The following is a 21,732-nucleotide window of genomic DNA, read 5'->3' on the forward strand; positions in this document are numbered from 1 at the left end:
AATTGGGGGAGGGCTCGGACTCCGCTCGCCGGCCAGGGCGATCCACACAGCACCGGACGGCCTGGACGGCGAATGAAAAGCGGCTTGACCCGCGCCCCGGACCGCTGCGATGCCGCCCTCGTTACGCGAATGGGGGGCAATCGCAGTGCACGTTCATATTCCGAAGATGCCGCATTCGGTGCGCGAATTCCTGGTCGAAATCAGCACCATCACCGTCGGCATCCTGATCGCGCTGAGCCTGGAGGCGGGCGTGGAAGCCTTGCACCACCAGGAACTGGTGGAGCAGGCCCGCGCGAACCTTCGCCGGGAACTCGAGGACAACCGCAACGGCCTGGAAAAGGCGCTGGCGACCGAACGCAGCGCCGTGGCCGGCCTGAACCGCATGTCGGCGTATCTTCAGTCTGAATCCGCTGGTGAAAAGGCGGCTGGCGAAAACATCGCCATCAACATCGATTTCACCGAGATGCGTACTGCAGCCTGGGAAAGCACGGTCGCTACGCAAGCTCTGGCCCACATGCCCTACGACGAAGCGCAGGCCTTGGCCCTGGCCTATTCCGCCAGCCGCACCTTCAACGGGCTCCAGCAAGAAGCGCGCAAGCCCTATGTCGAGATGGCGGCCACCATGGCTGACGATCCGACCTCGATGAGCAAGGAGCAGGTGGTTGAGACGCAACGCGCGATCCGCCTCAACCGGATGTATGCGACCACCACCGTGCAGACGGGGGAGGACCTGCTGAAGGTCTACGACCGCGCTCTAGAAAAGCTGGACTGATGCCCAGGCGCGGCGGCTTGCACCCGTTTGCCGCCGCAGGTGCCTTGGAAACCCTGAGGCTATCTCGTGAGCGTCCGCAACGGAGCGTCCCGGGACCCACGACCTAGTCGAGCATGCCGGCGATGGTGCGCACCGTGCGCAGGTTGCGGGTCGTCCAGATGCCGGCGCCCGGGCCCAGTCCCATCTTGGAGCGGCCGGCGCCGTCGCCGAAATAGAGCCACAGCGCGTCCCCGCGAAGCTCGACCCGCTCCCGCGCCCCGGCACGGCTGCGCAGCGCGGCGGCATCGGCGACTGTCGCCGCTTGCTTGCCGATGCAGAGCATCACCAGGTTCGGCTCCCTTTCGCCTTCGGCCGCGAAAGGATGGTCGACCAGATACGCCCGCCATTCGGCCGCCGATCGCGCGACCACGTCCACCGCAAAACCGAAGCGCCGCTCGATCGCTTGTTCGAGAACCTTCTCGGCCGCCCGAGCAGGCACGTCACTTGCGAACACCAGGTTGCCGCTCGCCACATGGGTGCGGGCGCCCCGGAAGCCGATGTCCTGCGCCAGCATCCGCAACTCGGCCATCGGCACCTGGCGATGGCCGCCGACGTTGATCCCCCGCAAGAGCGCGATGTGACTGGGCATGGCGACCTGCTGTTGTTGCCGCCGATACCTATCACAGGGCCGAGGGAGCGCCACTGTCCGACCAGGTAGGGACGCTGGCAAACGTTCGCTTGGAAACCGCGCCACCTGTCGGTGAAATCCACCATGGTTCGGCGGCGAAAGACGCCAGGGCCCGAGGCACGTCGAGCTAAGTCGTTGAAAAGGCGCGGCGCCGCTGTTTGGCACGCATGATGCACTACCCTGTTTGTCAGCCAAGTGGCTGCCTAGTCAGGGAGAAAGATCATGACCATCCGTGTTGTTGCCGCCGCCGCTGCCCTCGTCCTGGGCGTCGCCACCGTTGCAGCCCCGGCCATGGCCGAGCCCCGCACCGTGCCGGCTCCCGCCACCACCACCGAAAGCGCCGACACCGCGAGCACGACGTCGGGCACCAAGGCGAAGCGGGAGACCCGCTACTGCGCCGAGACGGAGATCACCGGTTCGCGGCTGCCGCGCCGCCAGTGCCAGACCCGCGAAGACTGGCTGCGCGACGGCGTCGACCCGCTCGACTATCTGCCCCGCTAAGAAAGACGGTGCGCCGGGGGCAGGGCCCGCCCCCGGCACCGCCGACCGGCGCTACAGCGCGCGCTGATAGACCTGGTAGACGCGGTTGATCCGGCTCTGGATCGCATCGGCGATCGCGATCATCCCCTGGTTGTCGTCCAGGATCCAGCCGATCTCGCCGCGCGACGCGCCATAATGGGCGACGGCATCGCGGCGGATATATTCGATCATCATGAAGGCGAGCTGGCTCGCCATCCGCGACGACTGCAGCCGCTTCACGACGCCCATCAGCGGCACGCGCATCGTCCGCACCTTCGGCCGGCGCAGCCACAGCAGCAGCTTGGCCCAGCCGAACGGGAGGAGCGAGCCGTTCAGCGGCTTGATCGCCTCGTTCATGTCCGGGAGCGTGATCATGAACGCCACCGGCTGCCCGTCCAGCTCCGCGATGCGGATCAGGTCCTCGAACACGATCGGCTTCAGCTTCTTGCCGACGTCGTCGATCTCGGGCTGGGTGAGCGGCACGAACCCCCAGTTGTCGGACCAAGCATCGTTGAGGATGCCCAGGATCACGGCCGCTTCCTCGTCGAACCGCGACTTGTCGACCTTGCGGATGCGGATGCGGTCGTTCTTCTCGCCCGACTGGATGATGCGGTTGACGATCGGCGGAAAGGACTGGGTGATGTCCAGCTCATAGGTGACGAGCTGCTTGGCGGGTCGGTAGCCGGCCGCTTCCACCCAGCCCTGATACTCGGCCCGGTGGTGGCCCATCAGCACGGTCGGGTCCTGGTCGTGGCCCTTCACCAAGAGGCCCGGTTCTTCCCACACCGACAGGCTCACGGGGCCGACGGCGCGAGTCATGCCCTTGCCGCGCAGCCATGCCTCGGCCGCGGCGATCAGCGCAGCGGCGGTGGTGGCATCCTCCGCCTCGAACATGCCCCAGAAGCCGGTGCCGGGACCGAAACCCTGCTCGGCCGGCATGGTGAGGGCGAGCGTGTCGAGATGCGCGGAGATGCGCCCCACCACCTGGCCCTCCCGCTCGGCCAGCATCAGCTGCACCTCGGCATGGCTGAACCAGCCGTTCTTCTTGGGATCGATCTGCCCGGCCACTTCGCTCTTGAGCGGCGGCACCCAGTGCGGGTCGTTCGCATAGAGGCGGAAGGGCAGGTCGATGAACGCCTTGCGGTCCGCCTTCGACTGGACGGGACGGATCGTCGGTTGGGTGGCCACGCATGCCTCCGGAAGAATGGAATGGGCCGCGTGTAGCGTCGCAGAACCCGGAAGGCGAGGGGAGGGATCGAGCGGGCCCGTCACAGTGATTGATTCAAGTCATCAAGCCGGCACAGTCCGGTGCCTACACATGCCACGCTGTCGCCACTATCTCAGCGCTATGGAACAGGTCATGGAACCCACGCTTGCCCTTTCGCGGGATGCCGCCGGATCGGCGGACGCCCGCGTCGTCCAGCCCAGGCCGCGCATCCTCGACGACAAGACGATGCTGCGCACGGCGGCCGAGCTGACGCGCGACCTCAACACGCCGAACCGCGCCTTCTACTGGGGCGACCTGATCGGATCGGCGGTGCTGGGCTATGGCGCGCTGGTGGTGGCGGTGCTGGCGTCCTCCACGGTGGTCACGGTGCTGGCGGCGGTGGTGTCGGTGCTCGCCTTGTACCGCGCGCTGCTGTTCATCCACGAAGTCAGCCACATGAAGCATTCGGCGCTGCCGGGCTTCCGCCTCGGCTGGAACCTGATCGCGGGCATCCCGATGCTGGTGCCGTCCTTCATGTACGAGGGCGTGCACAACCTGCACCATGCCAAGACGCGCTATGGCACCGCGGACGATCCCGAATATCTGCCGCTGGCGCTGATGAAGCCGTGGACGCTGCCGGTGTTCATCCTGGTCTCGCTGCTCGCGCCGATCGGCCTGTTGATCCGCTTTGCGATCCTGTCGCCGCTGTCCTGGCTGTCGCCCAAGCTGCGCGAGCTGGTGATCGCACGCTATTCGTCGCTGTCGATCAACCCCGCCTTCCGCCGCCGCATCCCGGCCGGCGAGCAGCGGGTGCTGTTCGACCGCCTCGATGCCGCGGCGAGCGTCTGGGCAATCGCGCTGGTGGCGCTGGTTGCGACCGGCGTGATCCCGATGCGCGGCTTCCTGATCGGGCTGGGCATCGGTTCGGCGGTGGCGCTGCTCAACCAGGTCCGCACGCTGGTCGCGCACCTGTGGGAGAATGAGGGCGAGCAGATGACGGTGACTGCCCAGTATCTGGACTCGGTGAACGTGCCGCCGCCGTCGCTGCTGCCGGGCCTGTGGGCGCCGGTGGGCCTGCGCTACCACGCGCTCCACCACCTGCTGCCGAGCCTGCCCTATCATTCGCTGGGCGAAGCACACCGCCGGCTGAGCGCGGTGCTGGAAGAGGGCTCGCCGTATCACAAGGCGAGCTACCGCAGTGCCTTGGGCCTGATGCACCGGATCGGCCGGAGCACGATGGTCCGGCGCTGAGGGGCGAGGAAGGAAGAGGGCGGTCCGAGAGGCCGCCCTTTTTCGTATCGGCTAGCTCCAGCGCGGACGCCTGTTCCTCCCCTCCCTGGAAGGGAGGGGCTGGGGGTGGGTACCGCCGAGGCACTCGGCGGCCTGCTCCAGAATGTGCTGCACGGCGCCGTCCGGATTGGCGAGCACCTCCGCATTCCACAGCCGCAGGACGCGCCAGCCCTGCGCTTCCAAATATGCCGTCCGGCGCGCATCCGCCTTCACGATGTCGAGATGCTGGCTGCCATCCAGCTCCACCGCCAGCCGCGCCTGTCGGCAGGCGAGATCGACGATGAACGGCGCGATGATCAACTGTCGGGTGAACGCCGGGCGATAGCGAGCGATGCGGTGCCAGATCGCAAGCTCCGCCTCGGTCGGGTTGTTGCGCAGCTCGCGCGCCCGGGCGGTTAGGGTTGGATCGACGCGGCGGAGCATGGGGCCAGCGTAGAGCGGCTTCGCTTCGCTCGCCAACCCACCCCCGGCCCCTCCCTTGCAGGGAGGGGAGTTGTTGTGTCGCTGAGGCTCATCTTCTCCCCTCCCTGGAAGGGAGGGGCTGGGGGTGGGTACCGCCGAGGCACTCGGCGGTCGTGCCCTCCGGGGGAGGATTAAGCGGCTATTCCTCCGTGCGGATCAGCACCAGTTCGCCGATCAGCAGGAACAGCAGGAACGGCGCCCACGCCGCGAGGAACGGTGGGTATGCCCCCAGGTTGCCCATCGCCAGCGCGAAGTTATCGGCGACGAAATAGGCGAAGCCGAGTGCCATGCCGATCACCGCGCGCACGAACAGCCGGCCGGAACGCGCCACGCCGAAGCCGGCGACCGCGCCCAGCAGCGGCATCAGCACGGACGACAAGGGGCTCGACAGCTTGTGCCACAACGCGCCGTCGAGCGCCTTGGTCGGCCGGCCGGCGGCCTCGAGATCGGCGATCGCGTCGCGCAGCGCACGGAAGGAGAGGCTGTCCGGGTCCACCGAGGCGAGCGTGAACTGGTCCGGCCGTACGCCCGAGGCGGCATGCAGCGTGCCGAGCTGCTCCATCTTGCCGGTGGCGACGGTGAAGCGGGTTGCGCCGTCCACGCGCCACTCGCGCCCGTTGAACCGGCCCTGCTTGGCCGTCAGGATCGACAGCAGCCGGCCGCCCTGGCGTTCGTAGACGGTGATGCCGCGCAGCACCGCGGCATTGCCGCGCCCCTGGATGCGATCCACGCGGATCAGGTTGGCGCCGTCGCGTACCCAGACGTTGCCGCGCTCGCCGCTGTCGACCGGCAGGGGACCGTAGTCGACCTTCTCCCACTGGGTGAGCGTGGCCGTCGCGCGCGAGACGATGCGGTCGTTGAACAGGAAGGAGATGGCCGCCACGCCGAGGCTCGCGACCAGCAGCGGGGCGAGCACCTGGTGCGCCGACAGCCCCGAGGCCTTCATCGAGATGACTTCGCTGTTCTGATTGAGCTGCATCAGCGTCAGGATCGTGCCGAGCAGCACCGAGAAGGGCAGGAAGCGCGCGATGATCTGCGGCATGCGCATCGAGACGTAATGCCAGACCTGCGCATCGGTGTTGCCGGGATAGGCGAGGATCTTGGCGCTTTCGCTCAGCAGGTCGAGCGCCTGGAGCACCAGCACCAAGGCGGCGAGGATGCCGAAGGTGCGCACCAGGAACAGCCGCACCATGTAGAGCGCGATCGTCTTGGACGGGAACGGGGAGTTGGCCTTCATGCCCTTTTCTCCCGCCGGCGGCGGCCGGGCAGGAAGCGCACCAAGGCCTTCAGCCCCTTGTCGAACACGCGTTCCAGGGCGCCGATCGGCTGGCCGCCCGGCACATGGGCGATCGTATAGTACATCCAGAACACCAGCCCGGCGAAGATCAGGAACGGCCCCCACAGCGCGATCGCCGGGTCGACACGGCCGAGCGATCCGAAGGCTTCGGCATATTCGTTCACCTTGTGATAGGTGACGATCATCACGATCGACAGGAACACGCCCAGCGCCGACGTCGAGCGTTTGGGCGGGACCCCCAGCGCCAGCGCCAGCATCGGCAGCAGGAACATGGTGGCCACCTCCACCAGGCGGAAGTGGAAATTCGCGCGCGCGCTGGCGCGCGTCTCCGGCGTCTCGCCCTGGTCGCGGCCGATGATCGCGAGCTCGGGCAGCGTGCGTTCGAGATCGCGGCCGCCGCGCGCGCGGAAATTGCCGAACTTGGGCAGGTCGATCGGCAGGTCGTGCGAGCTGAAGCTCAGCACCCGCGGCGTGCGAAAGCCCGGCTGGTCGTGCAGCAGCGTGCCGTTGGTCAGGCGGAAGATGATGGTGTTGGGATCGTCGGTGCCGAGGAACTGGCCGCGCTCGGCGGTCGCCGCCAGCCAGCCGCCGTTCGGCCGCGCCACCCGCACGAAGATGCCGCGCAGCTCGGCGCCGCCCTCATGGCTTTCCTCGATGCGCAGCGTCATGCGGTTGCCGAGGTTGGTGAACTCGCCGATCTTGATCGACGCGCCCAGCGCACCCGAGCGCAGCTCGAACCGCAGCCCCTCGTAGTTATAGCGCGCCCAGGGCTGGACGAAGCCCACGATCGTCAGGTTCAGCAGCGCCAGCGCGATCGCGTAGAAGTACGGCGTGCGCAGCAGCCGCCCGTAGCTCATGCCGACGCCGCGCAGCACGTCGAGCTCCGACGTGGTGGCGAGCTTTCGGAAGGCGAGCAGCACGCCCAGCATCAGCCCGATCGGGATGCCGAGCCCCAGATATTCGGGCAGCAGGTTGGCGAGCATCCGCCACACCACGCTGACCGGCCCGCCTTCGGATGCCACGAAGTCGAACAGCCGCAGCATGCGATCGAGCACCAGCAGCATCGCTGCGATGATGAGCGTCGAGAACAGCGGCACCGCGATGAGCCGCGCCATGTAGCGATCGATCGACTTCATGCGGGGGGCGATGTGCTTTCGAGGGCGGTTGCAGGAATCCCGCAGCTATAGCGGAGGGGCGAGCCTGTGCCAGCCCCTCGATCGGTGTTGGTCCCGCGCAGTCCACCACCCGTCATGCGCGTGCGCAGCGCGATCGCACTCCCGTATCCGTGCGCAGGCAGGGATCCAGGGTCCAGCAGGACAACGGCGGATTGCTCCTGAGGCCCTGGGCTCCTGCTTTCGCAGGAGCACGGAAAGCGTAGCAGAGGTCACTCCGCCAGAGGTAGCCGCGGGAATGCCTTACGCGAGAACGCCGACCGCCTTGCCGGCCGCCTGGAACATGCCCAGCACCTTCTGGATCTGCTCGGGCGTGTGCTCGGCGCACAGCGAGCAGCGCAGCAGATAGGTGCCGGCCGGCGTCGCAGGCGGGCGGGCCATGTTGACGTAGAGGCCGCCCTCCAGCAGCGCCTGCCACATCGCCACTGCCTGGGTCTGGTCCTCCAGGATCACCGCGAGGATCGCGGAATCGGGCGTCTCGGTGCCGAGGCGGAAGCCCATGTCCTTGAGGCCCGCGTGCAGCGTCCGCGCGCTTTCCCACAGGCGGGCGCGCTTCTCATGCGCATGCTGCAGCTTGCGGATCGAGACGGCGGCGGTCGCGACCACGCTCGGCGGCAGCGAGGCGGTGAAGATGTACGGGCGGCAGGCAAGCCGGATCGCCTCGAACTTCGGGTGGTTCGACACGCAGAAGCCGCCGACGGTGCCGACCGATTTGGAGAAGGTGCCGACGATGAAGTCGACCTCGCCCTCGCACCCTTGCGCCTCGTACACGCCGCGGCCGTTGGGGCCGTAGAAGCCCATCGAATGCGCCTCGTCGGACAGCACCATCGCGCCATGCTTCTTGGCGACGGCGACCATCTCTTTCAGCGGGGCGACGTCGCCGAGCATCGAGTAGACGCCCTCCAGCACCACCAGCTTGCCGGCGTCCTTGGGCAGGCGGCCGAGCCGCTTGTCGAGATCGGCGATGTCGTTGTGGCGGAAGCGGACGACCTCGGCATAGCCCTGCTTGCAGCCGTCGTAGATCGAGGCGTGGCTGTCCGCGTCGAGAATGACATAGTCGCCCTTGCCGGCGAGCGTCGAGATCATGCCGAGGTTGGCCATGTAGCCGGTCGAGAACACGATCGCGCCCGACACGCCGTAGAAGTCGCGCAGTGCCTGCTCGACTTCCATGTGGTCGCGGAAGGTGCCGTTGAGCATGCGGCTGCCGTTGGTGCCCGATCCGAACTGGTCGAGCGCGTCCTTGCCGGCCTGGATCACGTCCGGGTCGAACGTCATGCCCATATAGTTGTAGGTGCCGAGCAGGATCGTGTCGCGGCCGGCGATCACCGCCTCGGTCGGCGACTTCACCTGCTCCATGACGATCGCGAACGGATCGGTCACGCCGGTGTCGATCAGCGCCTGGCGTTCGGCGATCAGCGCGTCGAACTTGCTCATCAGATCGCGCTCCGGCGCGGCGGCCGGCGGATCGACGGGGAGCTGGTGCTGGGTGGCGGCGGCTTCGGTCATCTGTGTTTTCCTGGGGACACCATCGGGCCGATCCGGCGCGCGACGCGCCCGGTCCGCCCGAACGGCGTTAGTCCTGCTTGAGCTTGGCGACGGCGTCGGTGAGCTGGCCGACGGTCTCGATTTCCGCCTGCATGTTCATGGTGATGAGGATGTCGAACTCGTCCTCGACCGCTGCCACGAAGTCCATCACGGTCAGACTGTCCCATTCGAGGTCGCCCGCGAAGGTGGTGGTCTCGCTCAGCGCCACGCCCTTCTTGTTGAACGGCTCGATCAGGCGGGAGACGGTGTCGAAAATGGCGGCGCGATCGCTCACAGGGCGTCCTTTGCAGATGGGGCGGTTCCTGGGCTGCGTGGCGCAGAAATCCGGCACGATTTTGGCGCTCTATAGCAGCCGGTTGGCGCGATACCATGCCGCGGTGGCGGCGAGGCCGTCGGCGGTCGCGATCCGCGGGCGCCACAACGCTTCGGGCGGGCGCGCGTCGGGGGACGACGTCCAGTCGGGGTGCGCCATATAGGCGGCGCGATCGGGGGTGAGCTTTGCCTTGTCCCCGCGCGCCAGCCGGTCGAGCCGCGCACCCAGCCGCAGCACGCCGGCGGGAAGCGACAGCGGCAACACGCGGCGGCCGACGGCGGTGCCGATCGCGCGGGCAAAGCCGGTGTGCGTCCACGCGCCGGGCGTGCCGTCGTCCGGTTCGTAGATCGCGCGGCCGGTGTCCTGCCCGGCCAGCGCCAGCAGCAGCCGGGCGAGGTCGTCGACATGGATCAGCGACAGCCGCCCGGCCGGCGGCATCGGCAGCACGCCGAAGCGCGCGGCGCGGAACAGCTCCAGCATCTCCAGGTCGCCGGGCCCGTAGACGGCGGGCGGGCGCACCATGGTCCAGGCGAGCGGGGAGGCGCGCACCGCATCCTCCGCTCCCGCCTTGGAGCGGCCGTACTGCGACAAGCCCGGCTCGCGCGCGGCGAGCGAGGAGACGTGGACGAAGCGCCCGACGCCCGCGGCTTCTGCCGCGGCGAGCACCGCGCGGGTGCCGTCGATGTTGCCGCGGGTGAAGCCCTCCGGCGTCGGCGCGTTCACCACCCCGGCGATGTGGATCACCCCGTCGGCGCCGCGCACCAGATCGGCGAGCGCGTCCGGCGTGTCGAGCGCACCTGCCACCCAGGTCAGGCCCGCCTGCGGCGGCTGCGGCCGGCGGGTGAGCGCGCGGACGCTGTGCCCCGCCTCCAGCGCCAGCGCGAGGGTGCGGCCGCCGACGAACCCGGTCGCGCCGGTGATCGCCAGCACGCTCATGCGACCACCATGTGGTTGCGGTGGACCAGCGCGGCGCGCGGTGCGTGGCCGAGGATCGCGTCGAGTTCGTCGCTGCGGCGGCCGACGATGCGGACCGCCTCCTCCGCATCATATTCGCTCAAGCCGCGGGCGACCGGCTGGCCAGCCTCGTCCAGGATCATCACCAGGTCGCCGCGCGCGAACCGCCCTTCTACGCGGGTGGCGCCCGCCGGCAGCAGGCTGCGCCCGTCCTGGAGCGCGCGCGCCGCGCCCGCGTCGATGTGGATGGTGCCGCACGCGACGAGGCGCCCCTGCAGCCATGCCTTGCGCGCCGGCTGGGCGGGGCGGGCGACGAACACGGTGCCGCGGCCGGTGTCGGCGAAGCGGGAGAGCGGGCGATCCACCCGGCCCGAGGCGATGGCGAGGTGCGCGCCGGCCGCGGTCGCGATCCTGGCTGCCTGCACCTTGGACACCATGCCGCCCGATCCCATGCCGGAGGCGGAGCGGCTGTCGGCCATCGCCTCCACCGCCGCGTCGATGCGCTCGACGCGCTCGATAAAGCGGGCGTCGGGATCATGGGTGGGGTTGCGGTCGTAGAGCCCGTCGATGTCGGACAGCAGCACCACCCCGTCGGCCCCCGCCGCCTGGCCGACGCGCGCGGCGAGCCGGTCGTTGTCGCCGAAGCGGATCTCTTCGGTGGCGACGCTGTCGTTCTCGTTCACCACCGGCACGACGCCCAGCGTCAGCAGCCGGCCGAACGTGGCGGCGACGTTCAGGTAGCGGCGGCGCTGCTCCAGGTCGTCCAGCGTCACCAGCAGCTGCGCGGCGGTGAGGCCTCGGTCGGCCAGCAGTTCGGCCCATGCCCCCGACAGCGCGATCTGCCCGGTGGCGGCGGCGGCCTGCGCATCCTCCAGGCTGGCACGGCCGCCCTTGGGCAGCCCCAGCCGGCGCGCACCGAGCGCGATCGCGCCGGAGGAGACGACGATCACCTGCTGGCCGGCGGCGTGGCGCTCGGCGATGTCGGCGATCAGGCCGCCCAGCCAGTCGCGCCGGATCGCGCCGCCGGCGTCGACCAGCAGCGCGGACCCGACCTTGACCACCAGGCGCGGGCAGGCGGCGGGGGCGAACAGCGACATGGGGCTAGTCCGCCTGCCTCAGATCGGCGACCATTCGATCGGATCCTCGCCCTCATCGCTGTCGTCGACCTGCGGGTTTTCCGGATCCATCAGCTCGATCAGCTGGTCGAGCACCCAGTCGACGCCGACGCCGCTGGCACCCGACATCGGGATCACCGGCGCGCCGCTCGCCTCTTCCAGCTCAGCCGAAAGGGCGGCGATCAGTTCGTCGTCGAGCGTGTCGATCTTGTTGAGGACGACGATCACGCGCTTGTCGGTCAGGCCCGCGCCGTAATTCTCGAGCTCCGCGCGCACGATCCGATAGCTCTCGGCCACGTCGGCGTCATTGGCGTCGACCAGGTGCAGCAGCACGCGGCAGCGCTCGATGTGCCCCAGGAAGCGGTCGCCGATGCCGGCGCCTTCGGCCGCACCCTCGATCAGGCCGGGGATGTCGGCGATCACGAACTCGCGCATCTTGTGGCTGACCACGCCCAGCTGCGGGCGGGTGGTGGTGAAGGCATAGGCGCCGACCTTGGCCTGGGCGTTGGTCACGGCGTTGATGAAGGTCGACTTGCCCGCATTGGGCAGGCCCACCAGGCCGACGTCGGCGAGCAGCTTCAGGCGCAGCCACACCCAGGCTTCGTCGCCCGGCCAGCCGGTGCCGTGCTGGCGCGGCGCGCGGTTCGTCGAGGTCTTGTAGCTGGCGTTGCCGCGGCCGCCGTCGCCCCCGCGCAGGAACACCTCGCGCTGGCCGGCGCGGGTGAAGTCGAGCAGCACGGTCTCCTTGTCCTCGGCGAGGACCTGAGTCCCCACCGGCACCTGGATGACGAGATCGTCGCCGCCGCCGCCGGTCTTGTTCGAGCCCGAACCGCCCTTGCCGCGTGGTGCCCGGAAATGCTGGGTGTAGCGGAAGTCGATCAGGGTGTTGAGGCCGGGAACGGCTTCGAACACGATGTCGCCGCCCTTGCCGCCGTCGCCGCCGTCAGGGCCGCCGTACTCGATGTATTTTTCGCGGCGGAAGCCGACGGCACCCGGGCCGCCCGTTCCGGAGCGGACAAAAATCTTGGCTTGGTCGAGAAAATGCATGGAAGCCGCTTTACGTGCGCGCGGGGCTTTTATCCACCGCCCTCGTGCAGGACGCCATAGGAGGACAGAAGCCGCTGCCGCGCGAGCGCGCGGGCACGGTCGCGCGGCAGGCCCAGCGCCTTAGCCATCGCGCCGCCGAGCAGCGCGTCGCCGAGCGCGATCAGCACCAGGTGCAGCGTCTCGTCCGCGAGTGGCAGGTCGCTGAGGCCGGAGTCGGTCGCGAGTTCGTCGACCAGCCGGTGGATCGCATCCAGCACCGGATCGAGCAGCTGGTGGTTGCCCGACAGGATCATCCAGCTGGCGAGCGCGCCCGCACCCTGGTGCCCGAACGCGTCAAAGGTGAGGTCCACCACTTCGCTCGGATCGCCCTTGCTGCGCGCGCGCAGCGCCGCGGCGCCGATCTCCGCGGTGATGGTCGCGGCCATGCGCTCGGCCAACGCCTCCTGCAGCCCGGCGGCCGAGCCGAAATGGTGGAGCAGGTTTGCATGGGTACGGCCGATCCGCGCGGCGACGGCCTTTAGGGTCACGCTCTGCGGGCCGCTTTCGACCAGCAGCGCGCGGGCGGCATCGAGCGCCGCCTCCCGCGACTCTGCCGAAGACAGGCGGCGGCGCGTTATTGACATGAATGTAAGTAGTTCATAGCTCCATCCTGACTGGAGGAATTTCATGGCGAAGGCAAAGACTCCCGCGGACCTCACGATCACCCCGCGCGACCTGCGCTTCGGGCGTGGGCAGGCGCGGCGGCGCTGGTGGCTGAACGATGATCCCATCGGGACCGCGCTGTTCAACGCGCTGTCAGTCACCTTTCCCAAGGGCGAGGCGTTCTTCATCGAGAGCGTGCGGCGCTTCCGGGAGGGCGTGTCGCCGCGGCTGGCCGAGGAGATCGCCGCGTTCGTCCGGCAGGAGGCGATCCACACCCGAGAGCATGTCGCCTTCAACCGCCACGTCGCCGAGCAGGGCTATGACGTGTCGCGCCTGGAAGCGCGCGTGGACGAGGAACTGGCGATCGCCCGCAGCCGGCCACCGATCGTCTCGCTGGCCGCGACCCTGTGCCTGGAGCATTTCACCGCGATCCTGGCGCACGCGATCCTGGCCGATCCGCGCCATCTGGAGGGAGGTGACCAGAGTGCGGCCGACCTGTGGCGCTGGCACGCGATCGAGGAGATCGAGCACAAGGGCGTCGCGTATGACGTGTGGATGCACGCCACCCGTGACTGGAGCCGCTGGCGGCGCTGGGTGGTGAAGGCGCATGCGATGCTGATCGTCACCGCCCGCTTCCTGAGCGGCCGCACCCGCGGCATCCTCGACCTCCTGGAGCAGGACGGGTTCACCGGGCCTCGCGTGAAGTGGCGGCTGTTCCGCTATGCGTTCGGCCGGCCTGGCGTCGCGCGCAGCCTGGTGCGGCCGTGGATCGCCTTCTTCCTGCCGGGCTTCCACCCCTGGAACCACGACGACCGCGCGCTGATCAACAAGGCCGACAGCGAGTTCGCGGCGGCGCGACTGGCGACGGCGTAGAGGGAGATCCCTTCCCCAATACCCGTTCGCCTCGAGTAGCCGTCGAGCTTGTCGAGAGGGCGTATCGAGAGCTCGGTTGTTGTGGCTCTCTCGATACGGGCTCTCGACAAGCTCGATCCCTACTCGAGACAAACGGGGTGGGAGCGGGAGAAGGGTCGGAGCCCACTGGAACCCCGCCGCCCGATGCGGCATGGCAGACCCATGCGCACCATCTCGCACGATGTCGCCGTCCGGCTCTACCACCTCGACGACGAGGGAGGCGTGGCCACCACCATCCTCTACGGCACGCTGGCCGAGGCGCTGGCGCGCGCGGCGGCCGAGCCGGAGGAGGTCCAGGCCGGCCTCTATCTCCAGACCAGCAACGACGTCGTGTCGTACCTGGATTACTGCGAGGGCTGAGGCGCACCCATGCACCTGATCGCCGAGGCCATCCTGTTGTCCGTGCGCGGGCATGGCGAGCATGGTGCGGTGGTGCGGGCGCTGACCGAACGTGCCGGCGTGCAGCCGGGCTATGTCCGTGGCGGGCGCTCGCGGGCGCTGCGACCGGTGCTCCAGCCGGCGAACCTGGTGCGCGGCGAATGGCGCGCGCGCACCGAGGAGCAGCTCGCGGCGCTGACGGTGGAACTGGTGCACAGCCGCGCGCCGTTGTTCGCCGAGCCGCTCGCGGCCGCCGCGATCGAATGGGCATGCGCGCTCACCGCCACCGCCTTGCCGGACGGGCTGCCCTATCCGCGGCTGCACGCGGCGCTCTCGGCGGTGCTCGACGCGGTGGAGGCGGCGCCGGCGGCGCGGGGCTGGGCGGCAGCGCTCGCCCGCTACGAATTGCTGGTGCTGGCGGAGCTCGGCTTCGGCCTCGACCTGGAGCGCTGCGTCGCCACCGGCACCGACGAGGGCCTCGCCTATGTGAGCCCGAAGAGCGGCGGCGCCGTCAGCCGCGCCGCGGCTTCAGGCTATGAATCCCGGCTGCTCCCGCTGCCCGCCTTCCTGCGCGAGGGCGGCGAGGCGGATTGGCCCCAGCTGTTCGACGCGCTGCGGCTGACCGGCCATTTCCTGGAGCGCGACGTACTGGTCGGACGTGGGGCGGAGGCGCTGGCGGCGCGGCAGCGGCTGGTCGAAAGGCTGAAAAGGGCGGTTGCGTGAGCGAGGCGGGCGGGGCAATTCGCGAAACCCAGCCGAAGGGAATGGAATGTCGCTGATCGCCTTGTTGCCCGGAGACGGGATCGGACCCGAAGTTGTCACCCAGGCCCGCCGCGTGCTCGAGGCCTTGTCGCTCGACCTGGTGTTCGAGGAAGCGCCCGTCGGGGGCGCCGCCTATCTGCAGGAGGGGCATCCGCTGCCCGCAGCCACGCTGGCGCTCGCCAAGCGCGCCGATGCGGTGCTGTTCGGCGCGGTCGGTGATCCGCGCTTCGATGCGGTCGAGCGTGCGTTCCGGCCCGAGCAGGCGATCCTTGGGCTGCGCCGCGAGCTGGGGCTGTTCGCCAACCTGCGCCCGGCCAAGCTGTTTCCGGGGCTGGAGGACGCCTCCGCGCTCAAGCCCGAGGTTGCGGGCGCGATCGACATGGTGATCGTGCGCGAGCTCAACGGCGACGTCTATTTCGGTGAAAAGGGCCGGCGCACGACGCTCGAAGGTCTGCGCGAAGGCTATGACCTGATGAGCTACGACGAACGCGAGGTGGAGCGGATCGCCCGCGTCGGCTTCGAGACCGCGCGCGTGCGAAGCAAGCGCCTGTGCTCGGTCGACAAGGCCAATGTGCTGGAAACCAGCCAGCTGTGGCGCGATGTCGTCAACAGCGTCGCGACCGAATATCCCGACGTGCACCTCACCCATATGTATGTCGACAACGCCGCCATGCAGCTGGTGCGCAACCCCGGCCAGTTCGACGTGATCGTCACCGGCAACCTGTTCGGCGACATCCTGTCCGACCAGGCGAGCATGTGCGCGGGCTCGATCGGCATGCTGCCCTCGGCCGCGCTCGATACCGGCAAGAAGGGCCTGTACGAGCCGATCCATGGCTCGGCGCCCGACATCGCAGGGCAGGGCAAGGCCAATCCGTGCGCGACGATCCTGTCCGCGGCGATGATGTTGCGCTACTCGCTCGACGACGAAGCTTCGGCCGAGCGGATCGAGCGCGCCGTCGAAGCGGCGCTGACCGCGGGCGTGCGGACGCCCGACCTGGGCGGCACCGCCACCACTGCCGAAATGGCCGACGCGATCCTGGCCCGGCTGGCGTGAACCCGGCGCTCGCGCTCGCGGTCGTCGTCCCGGTCTTCAACGAGCGCGCCAATGTGGCGCTGCTCGTGGAGAAGCTGGCGGCGGCGCTCGCGGGCCGGGCGTGGGAGGTGATCTTCGTCGATGACGATAGCCCCGACGGCACCGCCGAGGTCGCGCGCGCCCTGGCGGCGACCGACCCCCGGGTGCGGGTGATCCAGCGGATCGGCCGGCGCGGGCTGTCGACCGCGTGCATCGAGGGGATGTGCGCCACCGCCGCCCCGGTGGTGGCGGTGATCGACGGCGACCTCCAGCATGACGAGACGCTCCTGCCGCGCATGTTCGACGCGCTGGAGGGCGACGCGGACCTCGACCTGGTGATTGGCTCACGCTTCGTCGACGGCGGCGGCACCGGGGAATGGGACGCCGATCGCGTCGCCAAGTCCGCCTTCGCCACCAGGCTGTCGCGCCGGCTGCTGAAGGCCGACCTGTCGGACCCGATGAGCGGCTTCTTCATGATCCGCACGCCGCTGGTGCGGGCGCTGGTGCCGTCGCTTTCGGGGATCGGCTTCAAGATCCTGCTCGACATCGTGACGGCGAGCCCGCGGCCCCTGCGGTTCGTGGAGCTGCCCTATGTGTTCCGCACGCGGGTGGCGGGCGAGAGCAAGCTCGACCATGTCGTGGCGCTCGAATATCTGATCGCGCTCTACGACCGCATGTTCGGGCGGATCGTGCCGGTCCGCTTCGTGCTGTTCTCCGCGATCGGCGCGGCGGGCGCGGCGGTGCACCTGGGGCTGCTGGCGCTGCTGCTCGAACTCGCGCCGATCGGCTTCGTCGCTGCCACCATCCTGGCGACGGTCGCGGCGATGACGTTCAACTTCTTCCTCAACAACGCGCTCACCTATCGCGACCGCCGGCTGAAGGGCGCGCGGGCGCTGCTCGACGGCTGGGTCTCCTTCTGCCTGGTGTGCTCGGTGGGGGCGGTGGCCAACGTCGGCGTCGCCGCCTTCCTCTACGACGTGCGCGGTGGCGCCTGGGCGGTGCCGGCGCTTGCGGGCGTGCTGGTGGGCGCGGTGTGGAACTTCGCCCTGTCGAGCCGCTTCACCTGGGGACGCTACGGCCGCAGGGCGGCGGCGTGAGCATTCGGTCGGATCGACATTCCGCGCTCCCCGTTTGTCTCGAGTAGGGATCGAGCTTGTCGAGAGCCCGTATCGAGAGAGCCGCAACCGCCGACCTCTCGACACACCATCTCGACGAGCTCGATGGCTACTCGAGGCGAACGGATGAGTGGAAAGGGCGCAACGCCTGCGCTGAACGTCGATTCACCGCCAGCTGTCGAACCACATCCACCGGTTGAACGCGCCCGGCCCGTCCAGCGGCGCGGCGCTCAGGATCGGCCAGAAGTGGAAAAAGGCGAACAAGGCCGCGAACAGGAAGGCGTCGTCCAGATAGCGGCGCCGACTCTGCGGAAAGGCGTGAAAGGCCGCGGCGATCGCCACGCACAGGAAGATCCCGGACAGGTGGTAGTAATAGAAGAAGCCGAGCGACTTGGGGATCGCCGCCCAGATCGCCAGCGACGCCACCCACAGCAGCCCCGCGCCGCCGATCGCGGCCGAGCGCCGCCGCAGCCCCGCCCACAGGCAGGCCGCCACCGCGACCAGGCCACCGAACCAGATCACCGGATTGCCGATCAGCAGCACGCCACGCTGCACGCCCCCGTCGGGCTCGTAGAAATACCAGATCGGGCGGATCAGCAGCGGCCAGCTCCACCAGTCCGACTGATAGGGATGCGGCGGCAGCAGCTGCGTCTGGCGCTCGTACATATAGTGCTGGAACGGGATCAGCTCGCCGAGCGTCATCGGATCGAGGCGGTAGAAGAAGGCCGGCAGGAAGGTGGCGAAATAGGTGGCGATGCTGACCAGCCCCAGCGCCAGCACCGCCGCGAATCCGTTGACGCCAGGAAAATAGCGGTCGCGGTCGCGCCACTTGGTCCAGAGGATCAGCAGGCAGGCAAAGGCGACATAGGGCGCCGCCACCCATTTCGTGCCCACCGACAGGCCGAACAGCACCGCCGATAGCAGCAGCCGCGGCCACACGCGCCCTTGCGGGCCACGCATCGCCCACAGCAGCGCGGCGATCGCGCAGGTGACAAACGCGCCGAGGAACCCCTCCAGCATCGCGATCCGCGCCTGGATATAGACGGTCTGGTTGAGCAGCACGAACACGGCGCCGAGCACTGCAATGCGCGCGCGGCCGAACAGCAGCCACAGGATCGCGAACACGCCCAGCACCGTGGCCGTCCCCGCCAGCGTCGACAGCGCCCGCCACCCGGTTGGATTGTCCCCGAACAGATGGATGCCGAGGCCGATCAGCTCCTTTGCGACCAGCGGATGTTCGGTATTAGCCGGCTCCGCCAGCGCCCAGAGGGTGCGCGCGGCCGGGACATAATGGACCTCGTCGAAGGTCAGCACCGACGGGGCGCCCAGCCGATAGCAGAACAGCAGCTGCGCGGCCGCGCCGATCAGCAGGGCCAGGGTCCACGGGCGATCGCGCAGGCGGGAGAGCATGGCCGTGCTGATAGGTCGGAAGCGCGAGCGGGGATAGGGGCGGGGTGCGGCGCGGCATACCCCCGGAGCGGAGCATCGGGCCTGCCCCAAGTGCTTGCACGGCTGGCCTCAAGGGAGCAAAGCGAGCGCCATGAAGCGTACCACCGGACAAGACCGCACGATCACCCGCAACTGGCGCCCGGCGACGCAGGCCGTGCGTGGCGGCACCGCCCGCAGCGAGTTCGGCGAAACCTCCGAGGCGTTGTTCCTGACCTCGGGCTATTGCTACGACAAGGCAGGCGACGCCGCCGCGCGCTTTGCCGGCGAGCAGCAGGGGATGACCTATTCCCGCCTCCAGAACCCGACCGTGGAGATGCTGGAGGAGCGGATCGCGCTCTTGGAAGGTGCCGAGGCGTGCCGGACCATGGCGTCGGGCATGGCGGCGATGACCGCGGCGCTGCTCTGTCAGCTCCAGCAGGGCGACCATGTCGTGGCCGGCCGCGCGCTGTTCGGATCGTGCCGCTGGCTCACCGACACGCTGCTCCCCAAGTTCGGCATCGAGACCACCGTGGTCGACGCGCGTGACGCGCAGCAGTTCGCCGACGCCGCGCGTCCGAACACCAAGGTGTTCTTCTTCGAGACGCCGTCCAACCCGACGATGGACGTGGTCGACCTGAAGGCGGTGTGCGGCATCGCGCGCGAACGCGGCATTGTCTCGGTCGTCGACAACGCCTTTGCAACGCCGGCGCTGCAGCGGCCGATGGAGTTCGGCGCCGACGTCGTCGCCTATTCCGCGACCAAGATGATGGACGGGCAGGGCCGCGTGCTCGCCGGTGCGGTGACCGGCACCAGCGCCTTCATCAACGATGTGCTGCTGCCCTTCACCCGCAACACCGGCCCGACGCTGTCCGCGTTCAACGCCTGGGTGGTATTGAAGGGCCTGGAGACGCTGGACCTGCGCATCCGCCGCCAGAGCGAGAATGCGCTCGCGGTCGGCCGCTTCCTGGAAACGCGCGTGCCGCGCATCAACCATCCGGGCCTGCCGAGCCATCCGCAGCATGCGCTGGCGATGGCGCAGATGGATGCGGCCGGCCCGATCTTCTCGTTCGAGGTCGACGGCGGGCGCACCCAGGCGCACGCGCTGCTCGACGCGCTGGCCCTCATCGACATCAGCAACAACATCGGCGACTCGCGCTCGCTGATGACGCACCCGGCCTCCACCACCCATGCCAGCGTTGCCGAGGACAAGCGCGTCGAGATGGGCATCGGCGAGGGGCTGCTGCGCCTCAACGTCGGGCTGGAAGACCCGCAGGATCTGATCGAGGATCTCGACCAGGCGCTCACCGCGGCGGGGCTGTGAAGGCCTTCTTCCCCTATGTGGCCGAAACGCGCGGGATCACCGTGCGCGTCTCCGTCAGCTATCTGGCGGAGCAGTCGGAGCCGGCGCAGGCGCGCTGGTTCTGGGCCTATCACATCCGCATCGAGAACAACGGCGAGCGCGCCGTCCAGCTGCTGACCCGCCACTGGGTCATCACCGACGGCCGCGGCGAACGGCATAGCGTCGAGGGCGAGGGCGTCGTCGGCGAGCAGCCGCTGATCCTGCCGGGCGCCAGCTACGACTATGTGTCGGGCTGCCCGCTCACCACTTCCACCGGATCGATGCAGGGCAGCTACCATATGCTCGACACCGAAGGCGCCGCGTTCGACGTGGTCATTCCGAAGTTTGCGCTGACCGCACCGGCGGTGGGCGCGTGAAGCGGACGCACCTGCCGCTGAACGGCCTGCGCGTGCTCGACGCCGCCGCGCGCCACCTGTCGTTCACCCGCGCGGCCGACGAGCTGGCGGTGACGCCTGCCGCGGTCGGGCAGCAGGTGCGTGCGCTGGAGGACACGCTGGGCGTGGTGCTGTTCCGCCGCACCACCAAGGGGCTGGAGCTCACGCCGGAGGGCGAGGCGGGTCTCGCGGCGCTGCGCGACGGTTTCCTCCAGTTCGAGGAAGCGGTGCGCGCCATGCAGGCGGGCCAGTCGTCCAAGTCGCTGACCGTCGCCGCGCCCCGCGACCTCACCCAGAAGTGGCTGATGCCCAAGCTCGCGGAAATCGCGCGCACCGACGGCGAGCTCCGCTTCGTGCTGGTTGCCGCCGACGACGCGGTGGAGTTCACCGAGGCGAACCTGGATCTCGCGATCCGCTGGGGTGAGGGGCCGGGCGTGCACGAGGGCGAGGCGCTGGAGTCCGAGGGGCTGGTGACGGTCGCCGCCCCTGGATCTGCCACCGACACCGTGATCGGCTGGCCGGGCTGCCCGGGGGGCGAGGCGCAGGCGCTGGTGCAGGTCGCCGACGCTGGCCTCGCGATCGACGCGGCCGCCGCCGGGCTGGGGCGCGCGACCGTGCCGGAGCTGCTCGCGCGCGCCGACCTCGCCGCCGGCCGGGTGGTCGCACTGGGTGAGGCGCAGGTGGGGCGGGAGGGCTATTGGCTGGTCGCCCCGCTGCCGCAGTGGCGCCAGAAGAAGGTGCGGGCACTAGTCGAGGCGCTGGGCGCGTGATCGCGGCACCGGCGGGGCTGCCGGTGCTGAAGACGGCGCGGCTGCGGCTGCGCCCGCTCGAAGCCGCCGATGCGGAGGCGCTGCACCCGACGCTCTCCGATCCGGTCAGCATGACCTGGTGGTCGCATCCGCCGATGGAGAGCCTGGCGGAAACGCGCGCGCACCTGGAGCGCAACGCCGCCACCCCCGACTGGCGCAACTGGGTGTTCGCGCGCCGGGAAGGCGGACCGGCGATCGGCTTCGTCGCGGTGGGCGAGAAGCGCAACGGCGCGTGCGAGCTCGGCTACATGATCGCCCGCGAACATCGGGGCTCGGGGCTGGCGCACGAGGCGGTGTCGGCCGTGCTCGACCAGCTCTTCGCCAGCGAGGGCCGCCGCCGGGTGTTCGCGGACACCGATCCCGACAACATGGCCTCGCGTGCATTGCTGGAACGTCTGGCCTTCAAGCTGGAAGGCCGCCTGCGCGCCGAGTGGGAAACCCACATCGGCATCCGCGACAGCCTGATCTACGGCCTGCTCCGCGACGAGTGGCTGGACGCACCCCCGCGCTGAGCCGCCCG

Annotated in this window: 24 protein-coding genes; 12 read left to right on the top strand and 12 right to left on the bottom strand. The window is 69.4% G+C overall.

Annotation, left to right across the window (positions count from 1 at the left end; translation table 11 throughout):
* The first annotated feature begins 145 nt into the window (after positions 1-145).
* Positions 146-772 carry a hypothetical protein gene (locus MHZ35_RS07740; protein ID WP_239435091.1) on the top strand — a complete coding sequence of 209 codons (627 nt, stop codon included), beginning with the start codon at positions 146-148 and terminating at the stop codon, positions 770-772.
* Between the two features lie 103 nt (positions 773-875).
* Here MHZ35_RS07740 and MHZ35_RS07745 read toward each other — a convergent pair whose 3' ends face one another.
* Positions 876-1,400 (bottom strand): DUF1697 domain-containing protein, encoded by a 525-nt coding sequence (locus tag MHZ35_RS07745; RefSeq protein WP_239435092.1) that lies wholly within the window; start codon positions 1,398-1,400, stop codon positions 876-878.
* A gap of 261 nt (positions 1,401-1,661) precedes the next feature.
* Between MHZ35_RS07745 and MHZ35_RS07750 the strand changes: the two genes are divergently transcribed.
* Positions 1,662-1,940, top strand: a complete 279-nt coding sequence (locus tag MHZ35_RS07750; RefSeq protein WP_239435093.1) for a hypothetical protein — start codon at positions 1,662-1,664, stop codon at positions 1,938-1,940.
* Positions 1,941-1,991: 51 nt separating this feature from the next.
* Here MHZ35_RS07750 and MHZ35_RS07755 read toward each other — a convergent pair whose 3' ends face one another.
* Positions 1,992-3,146 (bottom strand): N-acetyltransferase, encoded by a 1,155-nt coding sequence (locus MHZ35_RS07755; protein ID WP_239435094.1) that lies wholly within the window; start codon positions 3,144-3,146, stop codon positions 1,992-1,994.
* Between the two features lie 172 nt (positions 3,147-3,318).
* Between MHZ35_RS07755 and MHZ35_RS07760 the strand changes: the two genes are divergently transcribed.
* The gene (locus MHZ35_RS07760) at positions 3,319-4,416 is read left to right on the top strand and encodes a fatty acid desaturase family protein (RefSeq protein WP_239435095.1); all 1,098 of its coding nucleotides are present in this window, start codon (positions 3,319-3,321) and stop codon (positions 4,414-4,416) included.
* A 51-nt stretch (positions 4,417-4,467) separates the two neighbouring features.
* On the opposite strand, the gene MHZ35_RS07765 is transcribed toward MHZ35_RS07760, so the two are convergent.
* From MHZ35_RS07765 to MHZ35_RS07805, 9 genes are all read right to left on the bottom strand, one after another.
* A complete protein-coding gene (locus MHZ35_RS07765) occupies positions 4,468-4,878 on the bottom strand; it encodes an endonuclease domain-containing protein (protein WP_239435096.1) in 411 nt (136 codons plus the stop codon).
* A gap of 178 nt (positions 4,879-5,056) precedes the next feature.
* Positions 5,057-6,154: an LPS export ABC transporter permease LptG gene (lptG, locus tag MHZ35_RS07770; RefSeq protein WP_164521168.1), complete on the bottom strand. Its 1,098-nt coding sequence runs from the start codon at positions 6,152-6,154 to the stop codon at positions 5,057-5,059.
* Complete coding sequence (lptF, locus tag MHZ35_RS07775) at positions 6,151-7,350, bottom strand: LPS export ABC transporter permease LptF (RefSeq protein WP_204991321.1); 1,200 nt, start codon at positions 7,348-7,350, stop codon at positions 6,151-6,153. Before lptF ends, lptG begins: the two co-directional genes overlap by 4 nt.
* Positions 7,351-7,629: 279 nt before the next feature.
* Complete coding sequence (gene spt / locus MHZ35_RS07780) at positions 7,630-8,892, bottom strand: serine palmitoyltransferase (protein WP_239435097.1); 1,263 nt, start codon at positions 8,890-8,892, stop codon at positions 7,630-7,632.
* A gap of 67 nt (positions 8,893-8,959) precedes the next feature.
* Entirely contained in the window at positions 8,960-9,205 is a 246-nt protein-coding gene (locus tag MHZ35_RS07785; RefSeq protein WP_229362588.1) for an acyl carrier protein, read from the bottom strand.
* Positions 9,206-9,274: 69 nt separating this feature from the next.
* Entirely contained in the window at positions 9,275-10,180 is a 906-nt protein-coding gene (locus MHZ35_RS07790) for an SDR family oxidoreductase (protein WP_239435098.1), read from the bottom strand.
* Positions 10,177-11,295 (bottom strand): glutamate 5-kinase, encoded by a 1,119-nt coding sequence (proB, locus tag MHZ35_RS07795; protein WP_239435099.1) that lies wholly within the window; start codon positions 11,293-11,295, stop codon positions 10,177-10,179. Before proB ends, MHZ35_RS07790 begins: the two co-directional genes overlap by 4 nt.
* Positions 11,296-11,313: 18 nt before the next feature.
* Positions 11,314-12,360 carry a GTPase ObgE gene (gene obgE / locus MHZ35_RS07800; protein ID WP_125958996.1) on the bottom strand — a complete coding sequence of 349 codons (1,047 nt, stop codon included), beginning with the start codon at positions 12,358-12,360 and terminating at the stop codon, positions 11,314-11,316.
* Positions 12,361-12,389: 29 nt separating this feature from the next.
* Complete coding sequence (locus MHZ35_RS07805) at positions 12,390-12,983, bottom strand: TetR/AcrR family transcriptional regulator (protein ID WP_239435100.1); 594 nt, start codon at positions 12,981-12,983, stop codon at positions 12,390-12,392.
* A 43-nt stretch (positions 12,984-13,026) separates the two neighbouring features.
* On the opposite strand from MHZ35_RS07805, the gene MHZ35_RS07810 reads away from it, so the two are divergent.
* From MHZ35_RS07810 to MHZ35_RS07830, 5 genes are all read left to right on the top strand, one after another.
* Positions 13,027-13,875, top strand: coding sequence for a metal-dependent hydrolase (locus tag MHZ35_RS07810; RefSeq protein WP_239435101.1), 849 nt, complete (start codon positions 13,027-13,029; stop codon positions 13,873-13,875).
* Between the two features lie 201 nt (positions 13,876-14,076).
* Entirely contained in the window at positions 14,077-14,274 is a 198-nt protein-coding gene (locus tag MHZ35_RS07815) for a hypothetical protein (protein ID WP_125958993.1), read from the top strand.
* Between the two features lie 9 nt (positions 14,275-14,283).
* Positions 14,284-15,015, top strand: a complete 732-nt coding sequence (recO, locus tag MHZ35_RS07820; protein WP_239435102.1) for a DNA repair protein RecO — start codon at positions 14,284-14,286, stop codon at positions 15,013-15,015.
* Between the two features lie 46 nt (positions 15,016-15,061).
* The gene (gene leuB, locus MHZ35_RS07825) at positions 15,062-16,108 is read left to right on the top strand and encodes a 3-isopropylmalate dehydrogenase (protein ID WP_239435103.1); all 1,047 of its coding nucleotides are present in this window, start codon (positions 15,062-15,064) and stop codon (positions 16,106-16,108) included.
* The gene (locus MHZ35_RS07830; protein ID WP_239435104.1) at positions 16,105-17,223 is read left to right on the top strand and encodes a glycosyltransferase family 2 protein; all 1,119 of its coding nucleotides are present in this window, start codon (positions 16,105-16,107) and stop codon (positions 17,221-17,223) included. The genes leuB and MHZ35_RS07830 overlap by 4 nt, the downstream gene beginning before the upstream one ends.
* A 183-nt stretch (positions 17,224-17,406) precedes the next feature.
* Here MHZ35_RS07830 and MHZ35_RS07835 read toward each other — a convergent pair whose 3' ends face one another.
* Entirely contained in the window at positions 17,407-18,651 is a 1,245-nt protein-coding gene (locus MHZ35_RS07835; protein ID WP_239435105.1) for a phospholipid carrier-dependent glycosyltransferase, read from the bottom strand.
* Between the two features lie 130 nt (positions 18,652-18,781).
* On the opposite strand from MHZ35_RS07835, the gene MHZ35_RS07840 reads away from it, so the two are divergent.
* The 4 genes from MHZ35_RS07840 to MHZ35_RS07855 are packed head-to-tail and all read left to right on the top strand — an operon-like array spanning position 18,782 to position 21,724.
* Positions 18,782-19,990, top strand: coding sequence for a trans-sulfuration enzyme family protein (locus tag MHZ35_RS07840; protein WP_129341908.1), 1,209 nt, complete (start codon positions 18,782-18,784; stop codon positions 19,988-19,990).
* On the top strand, positions 19,987-20,385 hold the full coding sequence (gene apaG / locus MHZ35_RS07845) for a Co2+/Mg2+ efflux protein ApaG (RefSeq protein WP_125958987.1): 399 nt from the start codon (positions 19,987-19,989) through the stop codon (positions 20,383-20,385). The genes MHZ35_RS07840 and apaG overlap by 4 nt, the downstream gene beginning before the upstream one ends.
* On the top strand, positions 20,382-21,173 hold the full coding sequence (locus MHZ35_RS07850) for a LysR family transcriptional regulator (protein ID WP_239435106.1): 792 nt from the start codon (positions 20,382-20,384) through the stop codon (positions 21,171-21,173). Before apaG ends, MHZ35_RS07850 begins: the two co-directional genes overlap by 4 nt.
* Positions 21,170-21,724, top strand: a complete 555-nt coding sequence (locus tag MHZ35_RS07855) for a GNAT family N-acetyltransferase (RefSeq protein WP_239435107.1) — start codon at positions 21,170-21,172, stop codon at positions 21,722-21,724. Before MHZ35_RS07850 ends, MHZ35_RS07855 begins: the two co-directional genes overlap by 4 nt.
* Positions 21,725-21,732 lie beyond the last annotated feature (8 nt).

It is taken from the genome of Sphingomonas sp. ACRSK (assembly GCF_022346685.1).
GTDB lineage: Bacteria > Pseudomonadota > Alphaproteobacteria > Sphingomonadales > Sphingomonadaceae > Sphingomonas > Sphingomonas molluscorum.